This is a genomic window from Anaerostipes faecis (genome assembly GCF_910574135.1).
Classification (GTDB): domain Bacteria; phylum Bacillota; class Clostridia; order Lachnospirales; family Lachnospiraceae; genus Anaerostipes; species Anaerostipes hominis.
Genome location: NZ_CAJSYK010000008.1, coordinates 26,540 through 40,426, shown reverse-complemented (window position 1 = coordinate 40,426; position 13,887 = coordinate 26,540). Strand labels below are relative to the sequence as shown.

9 protein-coding genes are annotated in these 13,887 nt (G+C 45.4%); 7 read left to right on the top strand and 2 right to left on the bottom strand.

Annotated elements, in window-relative coordinates; all coding sequences use genetic code 11:
• Positions 1-107 precede the first annotated feature (107 nt).
• A complete protein-coding gene (locus QGT46_RS07175) occupies positions 108-1,805 on the top strand; it encodes an aryl-sulfate sulfotransferase (RefSeq protein WP_148459942.1) in 1,698 nt (565 codons plus the stop codon).
• A 101-nt stretch (positions 1,806-1,906) separates the two neighbouring features.
• Here QGT46_RS07175 and QGT46_RS07170 read toward each other — a convergent pair whose 3' ends face one another.
• Positions 1,907-2,260 (bottom strand): hypothetical protein, encoded by a 354-nt coding sequence (locus QGT46_RS07170; protein ID WP_024727981.1) that lies wholly within the window; start codon positions 2,258-2,260, stop codon positions 1,907-1,909.
• Between the two features lie 201 nt (positions 2,261-2,461).
• On the opposite strand from QGT46_RS07170, the gene QGT46_RS07165 reads away from it, so the two are divergent.
• Positions 2,462-3,676, top strand: a complete 1,215-nt coding sequence (locus QGT46_RS07165) for an ATP-binding protein (protein ID WP_024727980.1) — start codon at positions 2,462-2,464, stop codon at positions 3,674-3,676.
• A 66-nt stretch (positions 3,677-3,742) separates the two neighbouring features.
• Here QGT46_RS07165 and queA read toward each other — a convergent pair whose 3' ends face one another.
• On the bottom strand, positions 3,743-4,768 hold the full coding sequence (gene queA, locus QGT46_RS07160) for a tRNA preQ1(34) S-adenosylmethionine ribosyltransferase-isomerase QueA (protein WP_148459941.1): 1,026 nt from the start codon (positions 4,766-4,768) through the stop codon (positions 3,743-3,745).
• Between the two features lie 251 nt (positions 4,769-5,019).
• On the opposite strand from queA, the gene QGT46_RS07155 reads away from it, so the two are divergent.
• From QGT46_RS07155 to QGT46_RS07135, 5 genes are all read left to right on the top strand, one after another.
• Positions 5,020-6,369 (top strand): MATE family efflux transporter, encoded by a 1,350-nt coding sequence (locus QGT46_RS07155; protein WP_301590137.1) that lies wholly within the window; start codon positions 5,020-5,022, stop codon positions 6,367-6,369.
• Positions 6,370-6,386: 17 nt separating this feature from the next.
• Positions 6,387-7,607, top strand: coding sequence for an NAD(P)/FAD-dependent oxidoreductase (locus QGT46_RS07150; RefSeq protein WP_148459939.1), 1,221 nt, complete (start codon positions 6,387-6,389; stop codon positions 7,605-7,607).
• A gap of 13 nt (positions 7,608-7,620) precedes the next feature.
• Positions 7,621-8,283, top strand: a complete 663-nt coding sequence (cmk, locus tag QGT46_RS07145) for a (d)CMP kinase (RefSeq protein ID WP_148459938.1) — start codon at positions 7,621-7,623, stop codon at positions 8,281-8,283.
• Positions 8,284-8,286: 3 nt separating this feature from the next.
• A complete protein-coding gene (locus tag QGT46_RS07140) occupies positions 8,287-10,188 on the top strand; it encodes a bifunctional 4-hydroxy-3-methylbut-2-enyl diphosphate reductase/30S ribosomal protein S1 (RefSeq protein ID WP_148459937.1) in 1,902 nt (633 codons plus the stop codon).
• A 180-nt stretch (positions 10,189-10,368) separates the two neighbouring features.
• Positions 10,369-13,830: a pyruvate carboxylase gene (locus QGT46_RS07135; RefSeq protein WP_148459936.1), complete on the top strand. Its 3,462-nt coding sequence runs from the start codon at positions 10,369-10,371 to the stop codon at positions 13,828-13,830.
• Positions 13,831-13,887: the final 57 nt, after the last annotated feature.

Below are 13,887 nucleotides of genomic sequence, written 5' to 3'. Positions count from 1 at the left end.
TTTCTGCTCTTCTTTGCATTTGTATTAAAAATATTACAAAATAGTTACATATATTGTGAAAATATGATATAATACCGTTGAAAATGTCACAGGAGGATAAGAAAGAAATGAGCTATTTGAAAGGAATGATTGAAGAAATGCAGGAATCAGAGACTAAAAAAAAGAAAAAGAAAAACATCATCATATCCATTCTGGCGATTCTGATTCTTATGGCAGCGGGTTTCTTCGGATACCGTATCTACGCAGATTATAAGGAAGAACAATTTTTAAAGAGTGTAAAATTAAGAGAGATCAAGGTTACGCCAAAGGTACTGGAGCACAAGGAAAAGGATGTGTTTACAGAAGCTTACCAACAAGAATCACAGGACCAGATTGATCAACAAAAGAAGAAAAATTATACCATCCAAAAACCTTTGGTGGTTCAGAATGCTTATGGGACCAACACTACAGCTCTATATTATTATGGAAAGACGGATCGCGCATCTTATGCCGTGTGCACCGTGGAGGCTCCCGATGCAGGGGCTGCCGTGTACAAGCATACTTTGAAAGCTAAAAAGAAATACAGCACAACCCATGAGTACCAGATCGTGGGACTTTCAGCGGGCACAAGAAATAAGGTGACCATGGAATTTTTTAATGAGGACAAAAGAGCCATTGAAAAGCAATATTTTTATGTGGATATCCCGGAAGATGATGTGATACCCAGAATTCTGAAAAAGACCAGGGGAAGTTCTGCACAAAAGATGGAAGACGGCCTGTTTGCGCTGCTCGGGCATGACAAGGCGCAAGACGCCAATATTTATCTCTATGACAACAATGGAGTGAACCGGGGCCGGATGCCTTTGAATAAATATCGTACAGACCGTCTGCTCTTTGTCGGAGATGACATGGCATATTCCTATGATTTTAACAAGATCGCCATGGTGAACCGACTGGGCAAGGTCACAAAAACCTATGATCTGGGAGATAGATATGAATTTCATCATGACTTTCTGTACGCGGAAAAGCAGAATAAATTCATCTGTCTGGTAAACGACAAGGAACAGGATACGATCGAAGATGTTGTAGTGTCCGTAGATGTAAAGACAGGAGAGGTAAAAGAGCTGATCGACTTTGAGGATTACTTTAAGACCATGAGGAATCTGGCCTACCGTCCAAAGAAAAATACTTACGGCGGAACAGGCCTTGATTGGCTCCATTTAAACTCTATGAATATGATTGACGACGACAGCATGATATTCAGCAGCAGAGAGCAGAGCACACTCATTAAGATGAAAAATGTGTTTGAGAAACCGGAAGTAGATTATCTGATCCATGGAGGTACGGTCTACAATGGAACAGACTACCAGAAATACATGCTGAAAAAAGAAGGAAGCTTTGTGGGACAGGCAGGGCAGCATACCATTTCAGTGGAGCATGATAAATCTCTTCCAAAAGGACAGTATTACCTGTATATGTTCAATAACAACTATGGTTATTCCGCAACAATCAAAAGCTTTGACTGGAGTATGTTTCCGGGGACCGGAACAATGAAGGAAGGGGAAAAGTCTATGTACTACAAGTATCTTGTGGACGAAAACAAAAGAACGTATAAGCTGGTGCAGTCCTTTGCGATCCCTTACTCTCCGATCGTCAGCAGCGTGGAACACATGAAGAACAACATTTCTTTCGGAAGCGGAACAAGCAAAACCTTCGGGGAATATGATAAGGACGGAAAGCTGATCTATTCCTTCGGCTATGATGCGGATAAGTATTCCTACAGAGTGATGAAGTATAATTTCGAAGGATATTTATTCCGGGACTAAACTAAGACATACACAAAACTACAGATTAAAAGAAAACCCCGGATATGCAGAGGTTATGCTGCACATCCGGGGTTTATTGAGGTTATGTATTTGTTGCTTTCCTAGAGCTGGTCTTTCTTTTCCAGGATGGCGGCTACAGCTGCGCAGGCAGGGCAGTCGCAGTATTTAGCTCCGTTTGACTTGATCTCTTTGGCGTGTGCCGCAACATCTTTCGCTTTGTCTGTCCCAAAAACCTGAGCTCCTGCTTCGGACTCTGCAAAACCGATCAAAGTGTCAATGGGCATAATGTCTTCTTCCAACTCGGCAATGTATTTTTTTGTCTCTTCGGCTTCATTTTCGGTATCCACAGCATTCAGCCAGGCATTGGCAGCCTCCCTGGTTTCGGGGCTGCAGGTAGGAGAATCAATCAGTTCGTGGGTTTTTGCAACAACAAAATCTAATACATCTTTTTTCATAATGGGAGCCTCCTCTTCCGTCTGGTTTTGTCTTTATTTTACTCTTGTCTCGTGGTATTTGCAATGGCTTTTAAATTGTCGACTTCATATGGCAGTATAAAGATTCAGTTATAACTAATATAAATAATTAAAGCCAGTTGTTTTTTAGTTATAAATAGAATATACTATTCATAATAAAGTAAGAAGGGGGGCAAAACCATAATGATTAAACGAGAACTATATATGAGTCGCATCAGGCCTTTTATTGGTGGTGAACTCATTAAGGTAATGACTGGTATGCGGCGCAGTGGAAAGTCGGTTATGCTGGAATTAATTCAGCATGAGCTGCTGGTTTCAGGCGTAAAGCCGGAACAATTCATCTCCATTAACTTTGAAGATTTGCGGTATACTCATCTACTGACTGCAAAAACCCTGCACGATGAAATTATCAGAAGAACGGAGGATATCGACGGAAAAGTCTATTTATTCTTTGATGAGATTCAAGAAGTCAAGGACTGGGAAAAGTGCATTAACTCATTCCGCGTTGCGCTGGACTGCGACATTTATATCACCGGTTCTAACGCAAAGCTTTTATCTGGCGAGCTTGCCACTTATCTTGGAGGACGGTATGTGGAATTTGTCATTTATCCATTTTCTTTCTCTGAATTTATGGAACTGTATCGTACCGTCAAGCCTGAGAACTCTGTTGCCCAGGGATTTCAGAATTATTTACTATCCGGCGGGATGCCATATCTCAGTAATCTTCGCTACGAGGATGAGCCGTCCCGCCAATACCTGATGGACTTATTTAACTCTGTCCAGCTCAAGGACATAGTGAAACGGAACAAGGTGAGGGATGTGGACTTGCTGGAACGCATCATCGCCTATATAATGGCAAATGTGGGAAACACCTTCTCTGCCTCCTCGCTGGTAAAGTTTTTTAAAAACGAGCAACGTACTGTCGCTGCAGAAACTATTCTGAATTACATTAGATATTGTGTGGACGCATATCTTTTTTACCAAGTGAAGCGGCAGGACCTGCAGGGGAAACAGATTCTGTCCACCAACGAAAAATACTATATCGCGGACCATGGTATCAGAGAGGCTGTTTTTGGCGGAAATATGCGGGATATTAATCTGATTTTGGAGAACATTGTCTATATGGAGCTGCTGCGCCGCGGTTACAAAGCCACAGTTGGCAAGGCGGGAGACAAAGAGATTGATTTTGTCTGTGAAAAGCGCGGACAGAAACTCTATGTTCAGGTATGCTATCTTTTGGCTTCTGAGGATACGATCCAGAGAGAATTTGGTGCTTACGACAGTATCCGGGACAATTTTCCTAAATATGTGGTTTCCATGGACGAGTTCAACATGAGTCGGAATGGGATCAACCATAAAAATATCCGGGATTTCCTAACCGCTGAGGAATGGAATTGACTAGGAATAAAAAACAGGATGTATCAAAAACTAAGATATATCCTGTTTTACTATTTTATATAATTCCTATTGAATAAACATGGCATCTCCAAAGCTGAAAAAGCGGTACCGTTCTCTAACGGCTTCTTCGTAGGCGGCAAGAATATGTTCTTTGCCTGCCAATGCAGAAACAAGCATCAGAAGTGTAGATTCCGGAAGATGGAAGTTGGTGATCAGGGCATCAATCACTTTAAACTCATACCCCGGATAGATAAAGATATCGGTCCATCCACTCTTGGGCTCGATATGCCCGTCCACATCCGCCACGGACTCTAGCGTCCTGGTGCTGGTAGTTCCAACGGAGATGATCCGTCTGCCTTCCTTCCGGGTCTGGTTGATCGCCTGGGCAGCTGTTTCATCCACAGAATAGAATTCTGAGTGCATGTGATGATCCGTCACGTCCTCTACCTTTACCGGACGGAATGTACCCAGTCCCACATGCAGGGTGACATAGGCAAGCCTTACGCCTTTTTCCTCGATCTCTTTCAGAAGTTCCTTTGTAAAATGCAGGCCGGCTGTGGGTGCGGCCGCGGATCCCTCGTGCTTGGCATAGACTGTCTGGTAGCGGTTTTTATCCTCAAGCTGATGTGTAATGTATGGAGGGAGAGGCATCTGTCCGAGCTCGTCCAGCACCTCTTCAAAGATTCCCTCAAACTCAAAACGAACCAGCCGGTTTCCTTCATCTACAATGTCAGTGACTTCTCCTACAAGCCTTCCGCCGCCGAACAAGATCCTGGTTCCGGGTTTTGCTTTTCGCCCCGGCTTTACAAGAGTTTCCCAGACATTGTCCTGTCTTCGTTTTAGCAGCAAGACCTCGATTTTAGCCCCAGTCCCCTCTTTTTCTCCGATCAGGCGGGCCGGGAGGACCTTGGTGTCATTTAATACGAGACAGTCCCCTTTTTTCAGGTAACTGACCACGTTTTTAAAGACCTCATGTCTGATCTCCCCGGTCTCTTTGTCCAATACTAATAATCTTGAGCTTGAACGGTCAGCCAGAGGATCCTGTGCGATCAGTTCCTCCGGCAGTTCAAACGTAAAATCTGATGTTTTCATAAATGCTCCTGCTTTCTTATAATTCTTTCAAACAGTATAGCATTAATGATAAAGTCCGGCAATGCCCCAGGTCAGTGGAATTAAGGATAACATTTAAAAGATCTTTAATTGCTTAAAATATTCCTATACTATATAATAAAACAAGGCTGCCAGGCAGTATAAATAAGATTCTTATTATGCCTTATTTAGAGATTATATATAAATAAATGTCAGGAATATGCGGCAGCATTCAGTGTAAAATGGAGGTATCAATGCGAGTAGACTTGACGAATGGCAGGATTGGCCGTTCCATCATTTTATTCAGTCTTCCTATGATTCTGGGCAATCTGCTTCAGCAGCTGTATAATGTTGCCGATACGCTCATTGTCGGAAGGACGATCGGGGCTGCGGCTCTGGCAGCGGTGGGATCGGCTTATGCGCTGATGGTGCTGCTGACGTCGATCCTTTTGGGACTCTGCATGGGCAGCGGGGTGGTGTTTGCCCAGTTGTACGGGCGCAGGGAGGAAGATCGGATGAAGACAGCGGTGGTCAATGCTTTTGTCTTTATTTTTGCAGTGGCCGCTGTAATCACGGGGCTTGCGTTTCTGCTTCTGAATAAGATCATTCTTTGGCTTCATATTCCTCCGGAGGCGGCTCCGTTCACCCGAGAATATTTGTTCATCATTTTTTTCGGTATATTTTTTGTCAGCATCTATAACTTTTTTAGCAGTGTACTGCGCAGTATCGGAAATACAGTGGCGCCTCTGATGTTTCTTGCTGTTTCCGCAGTCCTGAATATCATATTGGACATGGTATTTATCTTAAAATTCGGAATGGGGATTGCAGGGGCGGCATGGGCTACCGTCATTGCCCAGGGGGTATCCGCAGCCCTGATTACGGTCTATTTTTTTGTAAAAGAAGGGGAATTGTGCCCCAAGCGCTGTCATATGTACTACAGCCGGGAGCTTTTGGGAATGATCATCAATAACTCCACTTTGACAGCCATACAACAGTCCATCATGAATCTTGGAATTTTGATGGTGCAGGGATTGGTCAACAGCTTTGGATTCTTAACCTCTGCAGCCTTTGCAGCAGTAGTAAAGATCGATGCCTTTGCCTATATGCCGGCACAGGATTTCGGCAATGCGTTTACCACGTATATTGCGCAGAATTACGGAGCGGGAAAACCTGACAGGATCAAAAACGGCCTACGTTTGGCAGTGGGGATCTCTGTCTGTTTTTGTGCCGCCGCATCTGTGATCGTGGTGGCGTTTGCCAGGCAGCTTATGCTGATCTTCATCAAACCACAGGAGACAGAGATCATTGCCATCGGGGTAAAGTATCTTCATATCGTCGGCTGTTTTTATGCGGGCATCGGGATTTTATTTCTGCTCTACGGACTTTACCGGGGCCTGGGCCGTTCTGCGGTTTCCATCTGGCTGACGGTCATCTCCCTGGGGAGCAGAGTTCTGTTAGCCTACGCTTTGTCAGCTGTGCCTGCCATAGGCCTGATTGGGATCTGGTGGGCGGTTCCCATCGGATGGGCTTTAGCGGATGTGTTCGGGCTTTTGTATTTTGGCTGCCGGAAGAAACGGCTTTTGTTGGAATGTAAACAATCTTAAAGATATAAAGGAGTTTTATGAGTCAAGTAATTGTAGTAGGAGGAGGGGCGGCAGGAATGATGGCTGCCATCTGCTCCGCGAAAGAAGGCAATCAGGTTGTCTTATTAGAAAAAAATGAAAAGCTGGGGAAAAAGCTCTTTATCACAGGAAAAGGAAGATGCAACCTGACCAATGCCGGTGATATCGAAGATCTGATGGGCCATGTGGTCACAAACCGGGAGTTTTTATACAGTGCGTTTTATTCCTTCACCAATGAACAGATGATGGAATGGATGGAGCATTGGGGATGTCCGGTAAAGGTGGAGCGGGGAAACCGCGTATTCCCCGTGTCCGACAAGTCCTCAGATGTGATCCGCGCTATGGAGAGAGAGCTTCGCAGACAGAAGGTCACTGTAGAACTGAATACGGAGGTACGCCGTATCCTGACAGAGGGCGGAAGAGCCAGCGGCGTTGAACTGAAAGGCTCAGGAACCCTGAAAGCGGATAAGGTGGTCATTGCCACCGGAGGCATGTCCTACCCTTCCACGGGTTCCACAGGAGACGGATATAGATTTGCAAAGAAAGCCGGACACAAGGTGATGCATTTAGATCCGGCGCTGGTTCCGTTTAATATAGACGGGACAGTCTGTTCAAGGCTTCAGGGGCTTTCCCTTAAAAATGTGGAAGCATCGCTTTATGCAGACGGAAAACGTATTTATAAGGAGTTCGGGGAGATGCTGTTTACTCATTTTGGCATCAGCGGACCGATCATCATAAGCGCCAGCAGCTATGCAGTGAGATACAGAGGAAAACAGTTAAAATTTTGTATCGATCTGAAGCCGGCATTGTCGGAAGAACAGCTGGATCAGAGAATTCTGAAAGATTTTCAGGAAAATATCAATAAAGAATTCAAAAATTCTCTCGGAAAGCTGTTGCCAAAAAAAATGATCCCGGTTATCCTAGAACTATCCGGAATTCCGGAGGAAAAAAAGGTCCATGAGATCACAAAGAATGAGCGGAGGAAGCTTACTGCGCTGCTGAAGGCCGTGCCGCTTATTGTCACAGGCACGAGAGGCTTTAAAGAAGCCATCATCACCCACGGCGGAGTGGACGTAAAAGAGATTAACCCGAGCACCATGGAATCCAGGAAGGTGCGGGGATTATATTTTGCAGGAGAAGTTTTGGATTTGGACGCGCTGACCGGAGGATACAATCTCCAGATCGCATGGTCCACAGGATACCTGGCAGGAATGAATTAGGAGGAAATATCATATGTACAGCATTGCTATTGACGGGCCGGCGGGAGCCGGAAAAAGCACGATCGCAAAAACCATCGCAAAAAAATTAGAGTTTATCTATGTGGATACGGGGGCCATGTACCGGGCTATGGCTTTGTTTTTCATCCGCAGCAAGATCGATGATACGGATGAAGCGGTCATCGACGCTGCATGCAAAAATATCAAAGTCAGCATTGCCTATGAGGACGGGATGCAGCAGGTTATTTTAAACGGAGAGAATGTTACCGGCCAGATCCGGGCGGAAGAAGTAGGGAATATGGCGTCAAAGACATCCGCATATCCGTCTGTGAGGGCTGCGCTTTTAGATCTCCAGAGAGACCTTGCAAAGACTGCGGATATCCTCATGGACGGAAGGGATATCGGGACCAATGTGCTTCCGGATGCGGATTTAAAAATATATTTGACGGCTTCCGTGGAGGTCAGGGCAAAGCGCCGCTATGATGAACTGATCGAAAAAGGGCAGGAGGCAGATCTTGCTGTCATTGAAGAAGACATTAAGAAAAGGGATCACCAGGATATGACCAGAGATATCGCACCGCTTAAACAGGCGGAGGATGCGGTTCTTGTGGATTCTTCCGGGATGACGATCGAAGAAGTGGTCGATACGGTGATCCGGGAATTTGAAAAGGTGAAATAAGAGATGGAAGTAAACTTGGCGAAAACTGCAGGATTTTGTTTCGGTGTCAGACGCGCGGTGGATAAAGTCTATGAGGAAGCAGGGAAAGAACAGGTCTATACATACGGACCGATCATCCACAACTCGGAGGTAGTCTCCGATCTGGAACAAAGAGGCGTAAAAGTTCTCCATTCCAGAGAAGAACTGGAGAAGATTTCAGAGGGCACTGTGATCATCCGGTCCCACGGCGTGGCAAAGGACATTTATGAGCTGATCCGTCAGAAGGGGCTGCATCTGGTAGACGCCACCTGTCCCTTTGTCTTAAAGATCCACAGGATCGTGGAGAAGGCCAGTGCCGAGGGAAAACAGATCCTGATCATCGGCAGTGCGGAACATCCCGAGGTAGAAGGAATCAGGGGCTGGTGCAGCAAAGATGTCCATGTGATCTCCGATGCAGAGGGGCTTTCGGAGATCGATCTCGGCTGCAAACCGACCTGCGTTGTTTCACAGACGACATTTAATTACAATAAATTTCAAGATATAGTTGAAATTATCAAGGAAAAGAGTTATCATATAGAAGTATGTAATACAATTTGTAATGCCACAGAAGAGCGTCAACTGGAAGCAAAATCTATAGCACACGATGTAGATGCAATGATTGTCATTGGCGACAGACAAAGTTCTAACAGCCAGAAATTATATGAGATCAGCAAGAAAGAGTGTGGGAACACCTTTTTTGTGCAGACACTTAAAGACCTGGATTTGAAACTTTTTGAATCGACTGGTAAGGTAGGTATTACAGCGGGGGCATCCACCCCAGAGAAAATTATCAAGGAGGTTCATGCTAGCATGACGGAAAAGAGTTTTGAACAATTATTAGAGGAAAGTTTAGTTACGATTCGTAACGGAGAGGTAGTGGAAGGAACAGTCATTGACGTAAAACCAGATGAGATCATCTTAAACATCGGTTACAAAGCTGACGGTATTCTGACACGCAGTGAGTACTCTAATGATGCGGCTAACTTAGATTTAACAACGATCGCCAAAGTAGGGGATACGATGGAGACAAAAGTCCTTAAAGTGAACGACGGAGAAGGACAAGTGTTGTTGACATATAAGAGACTGGCAGCAGAAAAAGGCAACAAGCGTCTGGAAGAAGCTTACGAAAACAAGGAAGTGCTCAAAGCGCCTGTGGCTCAGGTTTTAGATGGTGGTTTAAGTGTGATTATCGATGAGGCGAGAGTCTTCATCCCTGCAAGCCTTGTATCTGATTCTTACGAGAGAGACTTAAAGAAATATGACGGACAGGAAATCGAGTTTGTCATCAGTGAGTTTAACCCGAGAAAGAGAAGAGTCATCGGAGACCGCAAGCAGTTGTTAGTGGCTGCAAAGAAAGAAAAACAGAAAGAATTATTTGAAAAGATCGAGCCTGGAATGAAGATCGACGGAGTTGTCAAGAACGTGACAGACTTCGGTGCGTTCATCGATTTAGGCGGTGCAGACGGACTGCTTCATATCTCTGAGATGTCCTGGGGACGTGTAGAGAATCCTAAAAAGGTATTTTCTATCGGAGATAAGGTTACGGTACTGATCAAGGATATCCAGGGTGAGAAGATCGCGTTAAGCCTGAAATTCCCTGAAGAGAATCCATGGTTAAAGGCAGAAGAGAAATATAAAGTTGGCAACGTTGTGGACGGAAAAGTTGCGCGTATGACTGATTTCGGAGCATTTGTTGAGTTAGAATCAGGCATTGATGCTCTGCTTCACGTATCTCAGATTGCCAAGGAACATATTGACAAGCCATCTGATGTTTTATCCGTTGGACAGGAAATCACAGCCAAAGTCGTTGACTTCAAAAAGGATGAAAAGAAGATCAGCTTGAGCATGAAAGCATTGATCACTGACAATGCAGATGATGCAGAATAAGAGATTGACGGGGCGGTTTCCGATGCAGGAAACCGTCTTTTTTTGACCTGCCAGGGGTTCCCGTCAATCCGCTATTGTAATATGGCTGATTTTAAGCTATAATGTTTTCTAATACGTCTTGCTGTGGCGGATCATTGTCCTGCCAGGAAAGACAAATTTTATATAAGGAGTAGTTTACCAATGCAAATAAAGAAATTTAAAAAAGTATTAGTAGCCAACCGCGGTGAGATTGCGATCCGTATATTCCGTGCTCTCAATGAGTTAGGTATTACCACTGTTGGCGTATTTTCAAAAGAAGACCGCTATGCATTGTTCCGCTCCAAGGCGGATGAGTCATATCAGCTGAATCCGGATAAAGGACCGATCGATGCGTATCTGGATATCAAGACCATCATCCGGATTGCTAAAGAGAAAAATGTTGATGCGATCCATCCGGGATACGGATTCCTGTCTGAAAATCCGGAATTTGTAGATGCCTGTGAGAGACACGGTATTACCTTTATTGGACCGACATCTGACATTATGAGGGCGATGGGAGATAAAATCTCTTCCAAGCAGATGGCAATCCAAGCGGATGTGCCGATCATTCCGGGTGTGGACCATGCGGTACATAGTGAAAAAGAAGTCATTGAGATCGCAGAGAAGGTCGGATACCCTGTGATGCTGAAAGCATCCAACGGAGGCGGCGGACGCGGCATGCGCATCGTTCACACGGCAGAAGATATGCCGAAGGAATATGCGGAAGCAAGGGATGAATCCAAAAAGGCATTCGGAGACGACCAGATTTTTATTGAAAAGTATCTTAAAAGCCCGAAACATATTGAAGTACAGATCATCGGAGATAACTACGGCAATGTAGTCCACCTGTATGACCGTGACTGTTCTGTGCAGCGGCGTCACCAGAAGGTGGTAGAGTATGCACCGGCCTTCAGTATTCCGGAAGAGACAAGGCAGGTTATATTTGACAGTTCTTTAAGGCTGGCAAAGACGGTCGGGTACCGCAACGCCGGAACGTTAGAGTTCCTTGTGGACGCCGACAACAATCCTTACTTCATCGAGATGAATCCGAGGATCCAGGTAGAACACACGGTGACAGAAATGGTGACAGGGATCGATATTGTACAGACACAGATCCTCGTTGCTCAGGGGTACACCCTTGACTCTGATGAGATCCAGATTCCTTCTCAGGAAAGTGTGGAAACTACGGGCTATGCTATTCAGACGCGTATTACCACCGAAGATCCGTCAAACAACTTCCTGCCGGATACAGGAAAGATCACGGTATACCGTTCCGGAGCAGGAAATGGAATCCGTCTGGACGGAGGAAATGCTTATGCAGGGGCAGAGATCACTCCATATTATGACAGCCTCCTCGTAAAGGCATGTTCTCATGACCGTACGTTCTTAGGGGCTGTGATGAAGTCTACCCGTGTGCTGAAAGAGACGAGAATCCGGGGCATCAAGACAAATATCCCGTTCCTGATTAATGTCCTTAACCATGAGACCTTTAAATCAGGAGAGTGCTATACGACATTTATAGAAGATACTCCTGAGCTGTTTCTTTTCGCTGCATCCCAGGACCGTGCCACAAAGATCCTGGAGTTCCTCGGAAATAAAATGGTCAATGAACAGAAGGCAGAAGAAAAACCGTTCTTCGAAGACCGCGTGCTTCCCAAATATGACAAGAAGAAAGAGATTTACGGCGCCCGCGATGAATTCTTAAAACTCGGAGCCGAAGGTTATACTCAGAAGATCTTAAACGATAAAAAACTTTATGTGACTGATACAACGATGAGAGATGCCCAGCAGTCTCTGATGGCAACCCGTATGAGAACAAAGGATCTTGCAGGTGCTGCCAAGGCGTCCAACCAGTACATGGCAAACGCATTTTCCATGGAAGCGTGGGGAGGAGCCACATACGATACTTCTTACCGCTTCTTAAAGGAATCTCCGTGGGTAAGGCTGGCACTCTTAAGAGAAAGAATGCCGAATACCCTGATCCAGATGCTTCTTCGGGCGTCCAATGCGGTCGGATACAAGAATTATCCGGACAATGTAGTGACGACTTTTATCGAAGAGGCAGCATCCCGCGGAGTCGATGTATTCCGTATTTTTGACAGCTTAAACTGGGTCGAGAATATGAAGCTTCCGATCGAGACGGCATTAAAGACCGGAAAGATCGTGGAAGGAGCTATCTGTTATACCGGGGATATTCTGAATCCGGATGAGACAAAATATACGCTGGACTACTATGTGAAAAAGGCGAAAGAACTGGAAAGCCTGGGATGCCACATCTTTACCATCAAGGATATGGCCGGACTTGTGAAGCCGTATGCGGCCGAAAAGCTGATCAGAACGCTGAAAGAAGAACTGAACATACCGGTCAACCTGCACACCCATGATTCTACCGGAAACGGAGTCAGTACTCTGCTGAAAGCTGCGGAAGCGGGAGTGGATATTGTTGACTGTGCCATCGGTTCTATGAGCTCCATGACAAGCAACCCGTCCATGAACTCTCTCGCAGAGGCTCTCAGGGGAAGTGAGAGGGATACAGGATTAGTTCCGGATGAACTCACAGAATTAAGCCAGTACTATGAGAGACTGAGACCGGTTTATAAACAGTTTGAAAGCGGCATGGACGCTCCGAATACAGAGATCTACAAGTATGAGATTCCGGGAGGACAGTACTCCAATCTGCTGGCTCAGGTAAAAGAGATGGGAGCCGCGGAGGATTTTGAAGAGATCAAGAGTCTGTACAAAGACGCCAATGATCTGCTTGGAAATATCGTGAAGGTTACGCCTTCTTCTAAAGTCGTGGGAGACTTTGCCATCTTTATGTTTAAAAACGGCCTGACCAAAGAAAATATCCTGACAGAGGGCAAAGGCTTATCTTATCCTGATTCAGTGGTCGAATATTTTGAAGGTATGATCGGACAGCCGGAAGGCGGATTCCCGAAGGAACTTCAGGATATTGTGCTGAAAGGCAAAGAACCGATCACCGTCCGTCCGGGAAGCCTGATTCCTCCGGAAGACTTCGACCAGATCAAGAAAGGGCTCAAGGAGTTCTTCTATGTTGATACAATGGAAGACGAAAAGACGCTCCACCGCAAAGCCATCAGTTATGCTATGTATCCGAAAGTATATGAGGATTACTGCAGACATTTTGAGGCATACAATGATGTCACAAGGCTGGAAAGCCATGTGTATTTCTACGGGCTGAGAAAGGGTGAGGAGACGACACTGACCATCGGAGAAGGAAAAGACCTGATCATCAAATTTGTGGATATGTCAGAACCGGATGAGAACGGATACCGTCTGCTGGAATTCGAGGTCAACGGTTCCATGCGTGAGGTGAAGATCTTAGACCGCAACCTGGAAGTCAAGGCAGACCACAGGATCAAGGCGGATAAGAGCAATTCGGCACATTTAGGCTCAACAATCCCGGGAACCGTCGGAAAAGTCCTCGTAAAAGAGGGAGATCCGGTAACTGTGAACATGCCGCTGCTTACCGTGGAAGCGATGAAGATGGAAACAACTGTCGTATCCAAGGTCAACGGCAAGGTAGATAAGATCTACGTCAAAGAAGGCGAACAGGTTAATCAGGAAGATCTGCTTGTATCTTTTGAAATCGAAGAAGAATAATCTTTCTCATTATGACAGACAATAAAAGGGAGAAGCACTGCGCTTCTTCCTTTTTTT

Excerpts from the sequence above, each read along its gene's own strand:
- QGT46_RS07175 (WP_148459942.1), top strand. The coding sequence starts at position 108 with ATGAGCTATTTGAAAGGAATGATTGAAGAAATGCAGGAATCAGAGACT.
- QGT46_RS07170 (WP_024727981.1), bottom strand. The coding sequence starts at position 2,260 with ATGAAAAAAGATGTATTAGATTTTGTTGTTGCAAAAACCCACGAACTG.
- QGT46_RS07165 (WP_024727980.1), top strand. The coding sequence starts at position 2,462 with ATGATTAAACGAGAACTATATATGAGTCGCATCAGGCCTTTTATTGGT.
- queA (WP_148459941.1), bottom strand. The coding sequence starts at position 4,768 with ATGAAAACATCAGATTTTACGTTTGAACTGCCGGAGGAACTGATCGCA.
- QGT46_RS07155 (WP_301590137.1), top strand. The coding sequence starts at position 5,020 with ATGCGAGTAGACTTGACGAATGGCAGGATTGGCCGTTCCATCATTTTA.
- QGT46_RS07150 (WP_148459939.1), top strand. The coding sequence starts at position 6,387 with ATGAGTCAAGTAATTGTAGTAGGAGGAGGGGCGGCAGGAATGATGGCT.
- cmk (WP_148459938.1), top strand. The coding sequence starts at position 7,621 with ATGTACAGCATTGCTATTGACGGGCCGGCGGGAGCCGGAAAAAGCACG.
- QGT46_RS07140 (WP_148459937.1), top strand. The coding sequence starts at position 8,287 with ATGGAAGTAAACTTGGCGAAAACTGCAGGATTTTGTTTCGGTGTCAGA.
- QGT46_RS07135 (WP_148459936.1), top strand. The coding sequence starts at position 10,369 with ATGCAAATAAAGAAATTTAAAAAAGTATTAGTAGCCAACCGCGGTGAG.